Raw genomic sequence first — 12734 nt, forward strand, 5'->3', positions numbered from 1 at the left:
CAGGGCGCGGCCCGATGCTAGACAACTGGGATAAGTCCAACCTCCAACATGCCGAGCAGGCATTTCAACCGAGTTGCCCATCGATAAGCTTGGTGCGAATCGATCTCCCCCCACACGTCGTTCGGAGAACTTCCCATGAGATTGTCATCCGTCGCCCGCGCCGCGCTGTTCGCGCTGGCGCTGCTCACCGGATCGTCCGCCGCCCGGGCTGACGAGGCGGCCGTGACGCTGGTCATCTTCAAGGGCGGCTGGATCTTCGGCGGCTCCGTCGGCAAGGGTGTCATGACCTTCCACGGCAAGACCTACGGGCTCACCGCCGGCGGGCTGGACTACGGCCTCGTCTTCGGCGGCTCCCAGACCACGTTGCAGGGCCGGGTCCGCAATATCCGCCGCGCCCAGGATATCGCCGGCGTCTACGCCGCGGCGGGCATGGGCGTTGCGCTCGGCGCCGGCGTGCGCGGCATCGTGCTGACCAATCCGAACGGCGCGGTCCTGGAACTGGGCGGCAAGCAGGTGGGACTGATGGCCAATGTCGACCTCAGCGGGCTTGCGATCACGCTGAAGGAATAACGCTCAGCTCGTCTACCTATCCCGCGATCCACGCGGCCAGCTCGCGCCACGGCTGCAGCGTCCAATGTCCTGATGCCGCGCCTGAAGGTGACGGCAATACAAAGACATCGGGAAAACCGCTCATCGCCGGCTGCCGGCCGAGCGCGAGCGCGCTGGTCGGCCGGTGATAAAACAGGCTCGCCGCCTTCTTACTGGTGAACGCGATCGTTCTCGGCCGATGCGTCTCGATCTTCGTCCTGAAGCCGATGACGTCGAACGACTGCCTGGCGATCTCATGATCCATCCCGGCGCCGGTCTTGGAGAGATCGGTGAAGCCGATGCCGAGCGCGAGCAGCGCCGCGAACTCGTTCGGTTGATATCGGCGCGGCGTGATGCCGGCCTCATGCAGCGCGCGCCAGAAGCGATTTCCCGGATGGGCGTAGTAATGGCCGACCGCCGCTGAGCGTGTGCTGGCGGCGGTGCCGACGAACACCAGGCGGAGATTGGCGCGGAGCTGGTCGGGGAGGCGGTGGGAGATGTTGTCGGGCATTCAGTTGACGAGCGAAGCGGGGCGTTGGCGGCCGGATGCCCGCATCAGCATAGCGGCGGCCCCGCATCAAGCCAAACCGTCTTCGGATCGTCCCAGTCTGTCGGTCAGACTGCTGAGAATGGCGACCTGGCCCTTGGTCACTTTCCGCAATGCATCCTCGATCGGAAACCAGGCCGCGCGGTCGGCCTCGGGGAATTCGGCGAGCCGGCCCGACTTCGGCGGCCACTCCAGCTCGAAAATGTTGCTCTTGAACGACGCCAGGTCGAACTCGCCTTCGAAAGCCCACGCGCTGACCTGCTTGCCGCCTGGTTGCTTGAAGACCCCGAGTGCGATGAACACGCCGGCTGGACGCTGCCCCGTTTCCTCCTCGAACTCCCGCTTCGCGGCAACAAGCGGATCTTCGTCATCTTGATACAGGCCCTTCGGGATCGACCACGCGCCATCGTCCTTCTTCGCCCAGAACGGTCCGCCGGGGTGCACGAGCAGCACCTCGGGGCCGCCGCGTGCGCGGCGAAACATCAGCAGGCCTGCACTTCGTTTGGCCATGGTCGATCCCGAAGAGTTGATTCAATACGCCGCCGGGCACGGGTTCATCACCCGCTTCCAGACGCGGCGGCTTCGGTTCACCTCTCCCCGTCGGGGAGAGGTCGGATTGCGCTCGGCGATGCGGAGCATCGTCGGAGCAATCCAGGTGAGGGGCTTTGCGCTCCCGATAGACCGATACCCCTTACCCGATTTGCTACGCAAATCGACCTCTCCCGAGGGAGAGGTGACGTCTGGTCCTGCTTCGGCAGCTCCACCTGATCTCATGCTGCGCGCTAGCGCGCCGGCTCCTTGATCCGTTCGTCGGTCGCGACCGATTCCGCCGGCCGGGTCGCGCGCACCATCAGAAACGTTCCCGATGCCGACGTCCCCGGTATTGTCCAGCGCCCGTCGATTTCCGTCGCCTCGGCATTGACCGAGCCTTCATAATGCACCGTGTGGTAGCCGAAGCCTGATGGTTCGTAACGCTTGACGAACGAGACCGCGCCGCCGGAACGATGGCCCGCGATCGAGGCGTTGTGGGTGCTGATCGGGCAGGTGGCCGACATGCAAGGCTCGGTCACGCTTCCGCCGATCGCACCGCCGGTCTCGATCAGCGTCGCCAGGAACGTGACCATGCCTGCGCCAGGCTGAACGTAGCTGCCGTCCCAGACGCCGGTCAGAGTGGCGGTCATTGTGATCCCGATGAAGTGTGGGCGATCAATCGTTCGCATGATGTGGCGCATGCAGCGCCTCAACGCAAGTTGCGCCTTCCTGCGGCGGTTGCCTGATCAGGCAAAACGGTCTGTAATCCGGCCAAACAGATCAAGAAGAATTCCGGAGCGGGAAATCATGGGCGAGGCCAAATCCCATTACGAGGTGATCGTCGTCGGCGCCGGCGTCGCGGGCATCTACCAGATCAAGCGGCTGGTCGATCTCGGCATCGAAGCCACCGTGCTCGAAGCGGCGCCCGATCTCGGCGGCACCTGGTACTGGAACCGCTATCCGGGCTGCCGCTTCGATTCCGAGAGCTACACCTACGGCTTCTCGTTTTCGCGCGAGCTGCTCGACGAATGGCACTGGAAGGAGCGCTTCTCCGGGCAATCAGAGAATTTGCGCTACCTCAACTACGTCGCCGACAAGTTCGACCTGCGCAGGCACATGCAGTTCAACTGCAAGGTCGAGACGATGCGCTTCGACGAGGCGCGCGATCTCTGGCAACTCAGGATCAGTGACGGCCGCGAACTGACCTGCCGCTTCGTGGTGCTCTCGATCGGACTATTGTCCGCGCCGACGATGCCGCGCGTGGAAGGGATCGACGACTTCAAGGGTCGCTCATTCCATACCTATTACTGGCCGCACGAGCCGGTCGAACTTGCCGGCAAGAGAGTGGCCGTGATCGGCACGGGCGCCACCGGCATCCAGTTGATCGGCGAGATCGCGGACAAGGTCGCCGAGCTCACGGTATTCCAGCGCCGGCCGAACTGGAGCGCGCCGCTCAACAACAGCGCGATCTCCGACGAGGAGATGGCCGACATCCGCGCGCGCTATGACGAGATCTTCGCCGCCTGCGCGCTGACGCCGGGCAGTTTCGTGCACGGGCCGGACAAGCGCGGCTTCTACGAGGTCAGCCGCGAGGAGCGGCTGAAGCTGTGGGACAGACTCTACGACGAGCCCGGCTTCGGCATCTGGCTCGCGAATTTCCGCGAGATTTTCATGGATGAGGCCGCCAACGCCGAACTGTCGGAATATATCGCCGATCGCATCCGCCGCCGCGTCAACGATCCCAAGGTCGCCGAAAAGCTGATCCCCAGGGATCACGGCTTCGGTGTGCAGCGCCTGCCGCTGGAGACCAGATATTTCGAGGCCTACAACCGCGACAATGTGCATCTGGTCGATCTCAGCGAGACGCCGCTGGTGCGCGTCACCGAGACGGGCCTGCGGACCTCGGCGCGCGACTACGACTTCGACATCATCGTCTACGCCACCGGCTTCGACGCCATCACCGGCGCCTACGACCTGATCGACATCAGGGGCATCGGCGGCGAGAAGCTCGCCGACAAGTGGAAGCAGGCGCCATCCACCTTCCTCGGCATGCTCGTCCACGGCTTCCCGAATTTGCTGATGCCCACGGGCCCGCAAAGCGCGTCAGCCTCGACCAACTTCCCGCGCGGCATCGAGAACGGCGTCAACTGGTGCACGGGCCTGCTGCAATACATGTGGGACCGCGGCCTGACCCGCGCCGACGCCACGTTAGAGGCGCAGCAGCGCTGGACCGCGCACGTCGCCAAGATGTACGAGATCATGCTGATGCGCAAAGCCAAGGGCTGGTTCACCGGCTACAACTCGAATGTCCCCGGCCACGAAGAGGGCACGGTGCGCTATTTCGTCTACAACGGAGGCACGCCGAAGTTCTTGGGGATCATAAATGGGGTCGCGGAGAGGGGGTATCAGGAGATTGAGTTTGGTGCAGGGGCGGGTGGCAGTGGGCAGACGGCTGTGGCCGCGTCGGTGTAGCCCGCATGGCGCAGCGACATGGAACGCCTCATGGCCGCGGATGTCGCTCCGTTCATCCGGACTTACGCTGATTGCAAAAAAAAGCCGGGCTTTCGCCCGGCCCTTTCGCTTTTGATGGATGCCCGGGGCAAGCCCGGGCATGACGAGTGGAGAAGGGGTCACAACACCCGATTGCTCTCCTTCACCTTCTCCGCATCCAGATACACGTCGCTTCCCATTTCCTTGAACTTGGCGCTCATCTGCGCCATGCCCTGTTCCCTGTCATTCAACGTCGCGGCGTAGTCGCGAACGTCCTGGGTGATCTTCATCGAGCAGAATTTGGGGCCGCACATCGAGCAGAAATGCGCGACCTTGTGGGCTTCCTTCGGCAGCGTCTCGTCGTGGAAGTTCTTCGCGGTGTCCGGATCGAGGCCGAGGTTGAACTGGTCCTCCCAGCGGAAGTCGAAGCGGGCGCGGCTCAGCGCGTCGTCGCGGAGCTGCGCCGCGGGGTGACCCTTGGCGAGATCGGCGGCGTGGGCTGCGATCTTGTAGGTGATGACGCCGGTCTTGACGTCGTTGCGGTCGGGCAGGCCGAGATGCTCCTTCGGCGTGACGTAGCAGAGCATCGCGCAGCCGAACCAGCCGATCATCGCGGCGCCAATGCCTGACGTGATGTGGTCGTAGCCCGGCGCGATGTCCGTCGTCAGCGGCCCGAGGGTGTAGAACGGCGCTTCGCCGCACTCCTGGAGCTGCTTGTCCATGTTGATCTTGATCTTGTGCATCGGCACGTGGCCGGGGCCTTCGATCATGACCTGGCAGCCCTTGTCCCAGGCAATCTTGGTGAGTTCGCCGAGCGTCTCGAGCTCGGCGAACTGCGCGCGGTCGTTGGCGTCGGCGATCGAGCCGGGGCGCAGGCCGTCGCCGAGCGAGAACGAGACGTCATACTTGCGCATGATGTCGCAGATCTCGTCGAAATGGGTGTAGAGGAAGCTCTCCTTGTGATGCGCCAGGCACCACTTCGCCATGATCGAGCCGCCGCGCGACACGATGCCGGTGACTCTGTTGGCGGTGAGGTGGATGTAGGACAGCCGCACGCCGGCGTGGATCGTGAAGTAGTCGACGCCCTGTTCGCACTGCTCGATCAGCGTGTCCTTGTAGAGCTCCCAGGTCAGCTGGACGGGATCGCCGTTGCACTTCTCCAGCGCCTGGTAGATCGGCACGGTGCCGATCGGCACCGGCGAGTTGCGCAGGATCCATTCGCGGGTGGTGTGGATGTTGCGACCGGTCGAGAGGTCCATCACGGTGTCGGCGCCCCAGCGGATCGCCCACACCATCTTGTCGACCTCTTCCTCGACCGACGAGGTCACCGCCGAGTTGCCGATATTGGCGTTGATCTTGGTCAGGAAGTTGCGGCCGATGATCATCGGCTCGAGCTCGGCATGGTTGATGTTGCTCGGGATGATGGCCCGTCCCCGCGCGATCTCGGAGCGCACGAACTCCGGCGTGATGAAGGCCGGCACCGACGCGCCGAAGCTTTCGCCGTCGGCAAGGGCGGCTTCGGCGCGCTCGAGCTGTTGCTTGCGGCCGAGATTCTCGCGCTCGGCGACGTAGATCATCTCCTTGGTGATGATGCCGGCGCGGGCAAACTCAAGTTGCGTGATCTTGTGACCGTCGAGGCCGCGCAGCGGCTTGTGATGCGCGGTGAAGGCCTTCGCGGCATGCGCGGCGCCGACATTGCCGTTGTCCTCCGGCTTGATGACGCGCCCTTCATATTCCTCGACGCCGCCGCGCTCCTTGACCCAGGCGAGACGATTGCGCGGCAGGCCGGTGTTGACGTCGATTGTCACAGCCGGATCGGTGTAGGGGCCCGAGGTGTCATAGACCGGCAGGTTCGGCTCGCCGGCACCTTCCGACAGGATGATCTCGCGCAGCGGCACGCGCAGATCGGGCGCGGCCTCCGGCGTTGCGAAGATCTTGCGCGAGGCGGGCAGCGCGCCGGTGGTCACGGCGGGACGCGTGGTGTCGGGGTTGGAGCGGATGTTCATGAGGGATCCTCCGTTTTAATTCGGTCAGTTGTTTTCGTCATTGCGAGGAGCGAAGCGACGAAGCAATCCATCGCTCAGCATATGCTGAACCATGGATTGCTTCGCTTCGCTCGCAATGACGGTGGTGAGAGTTGTCTGCATCACGCGGCCTCCGCGTCGAGGCCGAGCCACTGCCGCACCCGCGCGTCCGGGTCGGCGTTCTGGGTGACGTCTGAGACGACGGCGATCGAGTCGGCGCCGGCGGCGAAGATCTCGGCCGCGTGCTCGAACTTGATGCCGCCGATCGCGACAAGGGGGATGGTGCCGATCCGCTTCTTCCACTCGGTGATCTTCGGAATGCCCTGCGGCTCGAACCGCATCGACTTCAGCGTGGTGAAGAAGATCGGGCCGAGCGCGACGTAATCGGGCTTGGCCGCGAGCGCGGTGGCAAGCTCGGCGTCGTCATGGGTGGAGATGCCAAGCGTGAGCCTGGCTTTGCGGATCTCGGAGAGATCGGCTCCCGCGAGGTCTTCCTGGCCGAGATGCAGGTGCTCGGCGCCGGCGACGATCGCCGCGCGCCAGTAGTCGTTGACGACGAGCTTGGTCGGCGTGCCCTTGGTGATCGCGAGCGCGTCGCTGACAATCTGCAGGGCCTGGCCGTCGTCGAGCTCCTTGGCGCGGAGCTGGATGGTGCCGACGCCGAGCTTGGTCAGGCGTTCGACCCATTTGAGGCTGTCGACGACAGGATAAAATCGATCAGGATACGGCATGCCAGAACGGGGTCCCAACGACAGGGGTGGACGGGGAGGCGAAGTCGCGGGCTTCCATCAGCCCGGCTTCGTAGGCGGTGCGGCCGGCCTCGACGCCGAAGCGGAAGGCATTGGCCATCGCGACGGGATCGGCGGCCTTGGCGATCGCGGTGTTGAGCAGCACGGCGTCGTAGCCGAGCTCGAGCGCCTCGGTAGCGTGCGACGGCGCGCCGAGGCCGGCATCGACCACCAGCGTGATGTCGGGCAGCCGGTCGCGCAGCAGCTTCAGCGCGTCGCGGTTGATGATGCCCTTGGCGCTGCCGATCGGTGCGGCCCACGGCATCACCACCTTGCAGCCGGCATCGACGAGACGCGATGCGACCGAGAGATCCTCCGTGCAATAGGGGAACACTTCAAAGCCGTCCTTCAGCAGGATGCCGGCGGCCTCCACCAGGCCGACCACGTCGGGCTGCAGCGTGTCGTTGTCGGCGATCACTTCGAGCTTGATCCAGCTCGTGCCGAACAATTCGCGCGCGAGCTTGGCGGTGGTGACTGCTTCCTTCACGCTGCGGCAGCCCGCGGTGTTGGGCAGCACGGTGACGCCGAGCTCGCGGATCAGCGACCAGAACGCGTCGCCGGTCCTGCCGCCCGCCGCCTCGCGCCGCAGCGACACCGTGACGATGTTGGCGCCGGAGGCCCGGATCGCGTTCTGCATGATCGCGGGCGAGGGGAAGAGGGCCGTGCCGATCAGCAGGCGCGAGGTGAAGGTTTTGCCGTAGAAGGTGACCATTTGTCTTAGTGTCCCTCTGCTTTCAGCCCCGGACTCAACTCGTCGTCCCGGCGAAAGCCGGGACCCATACACCGCGGCTTCTCGTTGGCGCACGCGGGTCGACGTTCTTCGTAGCAATAACCGGTCGTGGTTATGGGGCCCGGCTTTCGCCGGGACGACGTGGGGAGGGAGTGTGCGCTAGCCACCATCACCCTCCCTGCCGCGGCGTGATGATCTCGATCTCATCGCCGGCGTTCAGCGCGGTTTCGGCCCAGCGGCTCTTCGGCACCACGTCGTAATTCACGGCGATCGCGAAATGGGTGCCCTCGTAGTCGAGCTCGGCCAGCAGCGCGCCGACGCTCGCTGCGTTGATATCCCGCTGCTCGCCGTTGACGATCACGCGCATTGCATCACCTCGTTGTCGATTTCGCCGCGCGCCACATAGGCGAGCGTCAGCTCCGCCAGCGCCGGCGCCAGCAGGAAGCCATGACGGTAGAGTCCGTTCACCGTGATGCGTTCCTGTTCGATCCGGATTTTCGGCAAATTGTCGGGGAAGGCGGGGCGCAGCCCGGCACCGAATTCGACGATGCGCGCCTCGCCGAAAGCCGGATGCACGACATAGGCCGCGCCGAGCAGCTCCAGCGCCGAGCGCACGCTGACGCCGGTATCTTCAGATTCGATCGAGGTCGCGCCCAGCATGAAGCGGCCGTCGCCGCGCGGGATCACGTAGAGCGGCCAGCGCGGATGGATCAGGCGCACCGGGCGCAACAGCTCCACCTCCGACGTCTCGATGATGATCATCTCGCCCTTGACGCCGCGCAAGGTTGGCTCGCGGTCGCGTGCGACAAGGCCGCGGCAATCGATCACGAGACCGTCGAGATCATCGGCCTCGACATCGCTGCCGAACTTGATGGTGCCGCCCGCCCTCGCGATCGCGGCATGGAGCTGCGGCAGCACGCGGCGCGGCTCGACATGGCCCTCGTTGGGATAGAACAGGCCCTCGCGGAAACGGCCCTCGAGCGACGGCTCGAGCGCACTCACGGCCTGCGCATCCAGCCGCTGATACCCGGTGGTGAGGCGGNGCGGGCGAAGCGCTCGAAATCGGCGCGGTCGCGCGGATGCGCCACCACCAGCGAGCCGTTGAACGGGGTTTGCGGAAAATGGTCGCGCCACAGCTTGAGCGAGCGCATGCCGAGCCTGAAGATCACGGGCTCGGCGGATTCGTCCTCGCACCACGGCGCCAGCATGCCGCCGGCCCAGTGGCTTGTGGATTCCGTCATCGCCGCGTCACTGCGCTCGTGCAGGGTAACGGCGTGTCCGGCCTCTGCGAGCAACAGCGCATGCCAGGCACCTGCTATGCCTGCGCCGATGATGGAAACGGGGGATTCCCCCCGCGGTCTTGACGTCTGGTACATCCCTGTCCCTTCGCCGGCATGACCCGGATCAGGTTCAAAGGGTCACCGCGGTCCCGGACATTTCGTCAATTGGCCAAGTCACCAATCGGCTAAGTCCAAGCTTGCGGTATCTCAGCTCCTCATCGGAGCACCCCTCGGAACGGCTCTAATGTAGGCGGATGGGGGAGTGTGTCAACGCATTATGCCCGGAACTGCGCCGCGGTGCCGCGGGGCTTGCCGTGCGCGCGGCGCATGTCGTGAGAGCGGAGCGGTCAGTCGGTGACCGGCCGGGCGAGGTCGCGCGCAAGAGACGCGTGGGCGCGATCACCCTTATTTTGAAGCCTGTTCCGCGCTCGCCTCGGTTGCCTCGGAGGCCGGCTGTTCCTGCCGGGCGAACGCCTTCGGCGGCGCACTCTCGCCGACATGCCTCGCCTCTTTCAGGTGCTCGACGCGCTGGCGCTTTGCGGCATAGTAATACCCGCCTGCGAAATAACGCACGGCTCGATTGTGATCGCCGTTGGCAGCGCGGTAAGCGCCGGCGAGGTATTTGATGCCGTATTTGAGGTTGGTTGCGGGGTCGCGCAGGCCCTCGGCGGTACCCGTGTAGCCGAGCCCGCGGGCGGTCCCGAGCTTGATCTGCATCAGCCCGATGCAGCCGCCGCGCCCGATCAATCTCGGCTGGTACTTGCTCTCGCGGACGATGACGCGATGCACCAGCTCTTCCGGCACCAGGTTGGCCTGGGCCTCGGCCGAGACCATCGCCTCATAGAGCGCGCGCGATTGCGCGTTCGCGCTTGCGCACGACGCCAGCACCGCAATTGCGGCGAACGAGGCAAGGATGGGCAACTTGGTCATGTCGATACGCTCGAGGCCGTTCAATGGGCGTGGGATTGCTGCGCCTTCATTGGTACGGAGAGCGGGCAGGAATGTGGCAAAACCTTCGCACGCGCGAAGGTCGTATGGCCGACCTTGTCCCCGGTGAACCCGGGAGTGGGGATCGGAAGACAAATGCTTCAAATTGTCAGAGCCGATTTTTGCCGCACGCCTACACGGGGATTGTCGTGCAAACGACTCAACAGAGGTCTACACTGCCTCTCGGCAGCGTGCACAGGCTCAGCACGACTGACCATTCAAAAACATTAGAAACGTCACCAGGGAGATGCGCCATGGCTTCTCAATATCTGGCTCGTCGGGACTCCGGTTCTTTGCCTCGCGAGAATCCCTGCGCACAATGCGGCAAGCCGATCCCGCGCCCGGACTGGATCGAGCACGGCGAAGGCCGCACGTCTTATCTGTGGAATTGCCGCGCCTGCAACTATCGCTTCGAGGCGATCGCGATCTACGAGCACGAGCAACTGACGACACCGCTCGCAGCCTGAACTCGACAGCCTGATCAGGCCGCGGATTTCTGCGGCGCCGGCTGCGGTTGCTGGTGCGCCGGCAACCGGATGCGGACCACGAGCCCGTGCGGCTTCCGGTCGTGCAGCGACAGCGTGCCGCCATGCGCGAGCACGATGGCGTTCGCGATCGACAGGCCGAGGCCGAAGCCCTCGGCCTCGTCCATGTTGCGCGCATGGTCGCCGCGCACGAACGGCTCCAGCACGCTGGCCTTGTGCGCATCCGAAATGCCGGGGCCGTCGTCCTCGACGTCGATGGTCAGCCCGTCGGGCGCGGATGTGAGGCGGACGGCGACCTGTCCGCCGAACCGCACGGCGTTCTCCACCAGATTGGTGATGCTGCGATGCAGGTCGCCGGGCCGCGCGATCGCCATCGCGTGCTGCGGGCCCTCATAGGTGACCTTGTGCCCCATGTCGGCGAACTGGTCGGTGACGAGGTGCAGCGTGCTCGCGATGTCGACCAGCGTCATCTCCTCGAGCTTGCGGTCGTTGCGCAGGAACGACAGCACCGATTCCAGCATCGAGCGCATCTGGTCGAGGTCGCGCAGCATGCGGTGACGATGGGTCTCGTCCTCGATAAATTCCGCGCGCAGCCGCATCCGCGTGATCGGCGTGCGCAGATCGTGGCTGATCGCGGCCAGCATTTTGGTGCGGTCGTCGATCAGCGCGGTGATGCGCTCGCGCATCCGGTTGAGCGCCTTGGCGAGCGAGCGGATCTCCTCCGGGCCGCGCTCGGGCAGCGGCTCGGCAGCGCCGCTCAGGCTGAAGGTCTCGGCCGCCTTGACGAAGGACGACAGCGGCGCGGTCAGTGCCCAGGCCGCCCACAGGCCGAGCAGGGTGACGCTGATGACGGCGAACAACACGGTCATCATCCACGGGCCGCCCCAGAATGGCCGCAGATGCTGATCGGGCAGCAGGTTCGCGGAGATCATGGTGCCGTCGGGCAGGCGGATGCCGATGCGGCGGACATCACCCCCGCGCGGCGCCGTGCCGGCCTCATGCGGCAGCGTGAAGACGCGATAGCCGGGACCGAGCCGGCGCAGCGCGTGCAGGCTGGGTGCGGCGGGTTCGCCCATCGGGGTCGTATCGGCCGGCAGGTCGCCGATCGCGAGCTGCGGGAAGGCGCGCGCGATGTCGTCCTTCAGCCGCGGCCGCTCCGGGACCGGGGCATGCGCGAGCAGTTGTGCGGCGGCGGCGAGCTGGGTGTGCCAGCGATCCGGCGGGTCGGGTTGGTCCGGGCGATGGATCAGGAAGCTTGCGGTGACGATCAGGTGCAGCGCGACGATCGACACGACCACCAGCGCCGCGATCTGCGCGCCGATCCCCCGCAGACTCAGCACACGCAGCAGTTTCATGGTCAGTTGCTCGTGGCGGCAACCGCCTCCACCCTCGGTGTGAACATGTAGCCGCCGGAGCGCACCGTCTTGATCATCGTGGCTTCCTGCGGATCGGGCTCGATCTTGCGGCGGATGCGGCTCACCAGCACGTCGATCGAACGCTCGAACGAGCCGGCGCTGCGGCCCTGCGTCAGGTCGAGCAGGCTGTCACGCGACAGCACGCGGCCTGGCCGCTCGCAGAAGGTCCGCAACAGGTCGAACTCGGCGCTGGTCATGGCGACGCGTGCGCCTTCGGGATTGCGCAGCTCGCGCAGGCGGATATCGATCCGCCAGCCGAGGAACGACAGCGTGGTCGCGCCCTCGATCGCGCTGGCGTTGCGCGCGGCGGCTTGCCGGCGCAGCACCGCGTTGATCCGGGCCAGCAGCTCGCGCGGGTTGAACGGCTTCGGCAAATAGTCGTCGGCGCCCATCTCGAGACCAAGGATGCGGTCGACGTCCTCGCCGCGCGCGGTCAGCATGATGATCGGGGTCTGCGATTCCGCACGGACCTTGCGGCACAGGCTGAGGCCGTCCTCGCCCGGCAGCATGACGTCGAGGATCAGCAGATCGACCCGATGGTCGGCCATCGCCCGGGCCATCTCGCGGCCGTCTGCCGCCGTCGTCACATTGCAGGAATTGGTGCGGAGATATTTTGCGATGAGGGCCCGCGTTTCGCGGTCGTCCTCGACGACAAGGATGTTGGGCGTGGCCTGAGTCATACCGTTCTTTGTCCGTGATTCGGGGAAGGCGGCACAGGAATTCTTGTTTCAGTATGTTTCTGAAATCTTGCCCGGCAGTCACAGTTAACAGGTCAGGGCTCTCCTGAAAAGTTATCGTTATTTCATCAAGGCGTAATGCGTTGAAATCTCGACAGTAGTTCTACGAGACGTGACTTGTTCGGAGGTCCT

At 65.2% G+C, this 12734-nt stretch carries 13 protein-coding genes, 2 pseudogenes and 1 riboswitch; of the genes and pseudogenes, 3 read left to right on the plus strand and 12 right to left on the minus strand.

Going from position 1 to position 12734, the window contains the following annotated elements; translation table 11 throughout:
* The first annotated feature begins 135 nt into the window (after nt 1-135).
* Nucleotides 136-570 (plus strand): hypothetical protein, encoded by a 435-nt coding sequence (locus AS156_RS01080; RefSeq protein ID WP_066498817.1) that lies wholly within the window; start codon nt 136-138, stop codon nt 568-570.
* 16 nt (nt 571-586) lie between these two features.
* Here the strand turns inward: AS156_RS01080 and AS156_RS01085 are convergent, their stop codons facing one another.
* From AS156_RS01085 to AS156_RS01095, 3 genes are all read right to left on the minus strand, one after another.
* Complete coding sequence (locus tag AS156_RS01085; RefSeq protein ID WP_066498819.1) at nt 587-1099, minus strand: mismatch-specific DNA-glycosylase; 513 nt, start codon at nt 1097-1099, stop codon at nt 587-589.
* A 66-nt stretch (nt 1100-1165) separates the two neighbouring features.
* Nucleotides 1166-1645 carry an NUDIX hydrolase gene (locus AS156_RS01090; protein WP_066498827.1) on the minus strand — a complete coding sequence of 160 codons (480 nt, stop codon included), beginning with the start codon at nt 1643-1645 and terminating at the stop codon, nt 1166-1168.
* A 272-nt stretch (nt 1646-1917) separates the two neighbouring features.
* Nucleotides 1918-2316, minus strand: coding sequence for a hypothetical protein (locus AS156_RS01095; protein ID WP_066498829.1), 399 nt, complete (start codon nt 2314-2316; stop codon nt 1918-1920).
* A gap of 157 nt (nt 2317-2473) precedes the next feature.
* Between AS156_RS01095 and AS156_RS01100 the strand changes: the two genes are divergently transcribed.
* Nucleotides 2474-4138 carry a flavin-containing monooxygenase gene (locus tag AS156_RS01100; RefSeq protein WP_245312492.1) on the plus strand — a complete coding sequence of 555 codons (1665 nt, stop codon included), beginning with the start codon at nt 2474-2476 and terminating at the stop codon, nt 4136-4138.
* 158 nt (nt 4139-4296) lie between these two features.
* Here AS156_RS01100 and thiC read toward each other — a convergent pair whose 3' ends face one another.
* From thiC to AS156_RS01130, 7 genes and pseudogenes are all read right to left on the minus strand, one after another.
* Nucleotides 4297-6162: a phosphomethylpyrimidine synthase ThiC gene (gene thiC / locus AS156_RS01105; RefSeq protein ID WP_066498830.1), complete on the minus strand. Its 1866-nt coding sequence runs from the start codon at nt 6160-6162 to the stop codon at nt 4297-4299.
* A gap of 140 nt (nt 6163-6302) precedes the next feature.
* Nucleotides 6303-6911, minus strand: a complete 609-nt coding sequence (gene thiE, locus AS156_RS01110; protein WP_066498831.1) for a thiamine phosphate synthase — start codon at nt 6909-6911, stop codon at nt 6303-6305.
* Entirely contained in the window at nt 6898-7680 is a 783-nt protein-coding gene (locus AS156_RS01115) for a thiazole synthase (protein ID WP_066498832.1), read from the minus strand. Before AS156_RS01115 ends, thiE begins: the two co-directional genes overlap by 14 nt.
* A 187-nt stretch (nt 7681-7867) precedes the next feature.
* Complete coding sequence (gene thiS, locus AS156_RS01120; RefSeq protein ID WP_066498835.1) at nt 7868-8065, minus strand: sulfur carrier protein ThiS; 198 nt, start codon at nt 8063-8065, stop codon at nt 7868-7870.
* Nucleotides 8056-8740 (minus strand): annotated as a pseudogene (locus AS156_RS01125) (FAD-dependent oxidoreductase); the annotation flags it as partial. The pseudogene AS156_RS01125 and the gene thiS, both read right to left, overlap by 10 nt.
* Nucleotide 8741: 1 nt before the next feature.
* Nucleotides 8742-9074: pseudogene (locus tag AS156_RS43800) on the minus strand (FAD-dependent oxidoreductase); the annotation flags it as partial.
* Nucleotides 9062-9219: riboswitch (TPP riboswitch) on the minus strand. (Overlaps the previous pseudogene by 13 nt.)
* A gap of 164 nt (nt 9220-9383) precedes the next feature.
* Nucleotides 9384-9908, minus strand: coding sequence for a lytic transglycosylase domain-containing protein (locus tag AS156_RS01130; RefSeq protein ID WP_066499292.1), 525 nt, complete (start codon nt 9906-9908; stop codon nt 9384-9386).
* Nucleotides 9909-10219: 311 nt separating this feature from the next.
* Between AS156_RS01130 and AS156_RS01135 the strand changes: the two genes are divergently transcribed.
* Complete coding sequence (locus AS156_RS01135) at nt 10220-10432, plus strand: hypothetical protein (RefSeq protein WP_066498837.1); 213 nt, start codon at nt 10220-10222, stop codon at nt 10430-10432.
* 14 nt (nt 10433-10446) lie between these two features.
* Here AS156_RS01135 and AS156_RS01140 read toward each other — a convergent pair whose 3' ends face one another.
* Entirely contained in the window at nt 10447-11805 is a 1359-nt protein-coding gene (locus AS156_RS01140) for an ATP-binding protein (RefSeq protein WP_066498839.1), read from the minus strand.
* Between the two features lie 2 nt (nt 11806-11807).
* Nucleotides 11808-12545, minus strand: a complete 738-nt coding sequence (locus AS156_RS01145; protein ID WP_066498840.1) for a response regulator — start codon at nt 12543-12545, stop codon at nt 11808-11810.
* Nucleotides 12546-12734: the final 189 nt, after the last annotated feature.

The sequence above is a fragment of the Bradyrhizobium macuxiense genome, assembly GCF_001542415.1.
Classification (GTDB): Bacteria; Pseudomonadota; Alphaproteobacteria; order Rhizobiales; family Xanthobacteraceae; genus Bradyrhizobium; species Bradyrhizobium macuxiense.

Bases quoted from the DNA above. Each gene is read 5' to 3' on its own strand.
- thiE (WP_066498831.1), bottom strand. From the start codon at position 6,911: ATGCCGTATCCTGATCGATTTTATCCTGTCGTCGACAGCCTCAAATGG.
- thiC (WP_066498830.1), bottom strand. From the start codon at position 6,162: ATGAACATCCGCTCCAACCCCGACACCACGCGTCCCGCCGTGACCACC.
- AS156_RS01100 (WP_245312492.1), top strand. From the start codon at position 2,474: ATGGGCGAGGCCAAATCCCATTACGAGGTGATCGTCGTCGGCGCCGGC.
- thiS (WP_066498835.1), bottom strand. From the start codon at position 8,065: ATGCGCGTGATCGTCAACGGCGAGCAGCGGGATATCAACGCAGCGAGC.
- AS156_RS01085 (WP_066498819.1), bottom strand. From the start codon at position 1,099: ATGCCCGACAACATCTCCCACCGCCTCCCCGACCAGCTCCGCGCCAAT.
- AS156_RS01140 (WP_066498839.1), bottom strand. From the start codon at position 11,805: ATGAAACTGCTGCGTGTGCTGAGTCTGCGGGGGATCGGCGCGCAGATC.
- AS156_RS01115 (WP_066498832.1), bottom strand. From the start codon at position 7,680: ATGGTCACCTTCTACGGCAAAACCTTCACCTCGCGCCTGCTGATCGGC.
- AS156_RS01095 (WP_066498829.1), bottom strand. From the start codon at position 2,316: ATGACCGCCACTCTGACCGGCGTCTGGGACGGCAGCTACGTTCAGCCT.
- AS156_RS01135 (WP_066498837.1), top strand. From the start codon at position 10,220: ATGGCTTCTCAATATCTGGCTCGTCGGGACTCCGGTTCTTTGCCTCGC.
- AS156_RS01080 (WP_066498817.1), top strand. From the start codon at position 136: ATGAGATTGTCATCCGTCGCCCGCGCCGCGCTGTTCGCGCTGGCGCTG.
- AS156_RS01090 (WP_066498827.1), bottom strand. From the start codon at position 1,645: ATGGCCAAACGAAGTGCAGGCCTGCTGATGTTTCGCCGCGCACGCGGC.
- AS156_RS01145 (WP_066498840.1), bottom strand. From the start codon at position 12,545: ATGACTCAGGCCACGCCCAACATCCTTGTCGTCGAGGACGACCGCGAA.
- AS156_RS01130 (WP_066499292.1), bottom strand. From the start codon at position 9,908: ATGACCAAGTTGCCCATCCTTGCCTCGTTCGCCGCAATTGCGGTGCTG.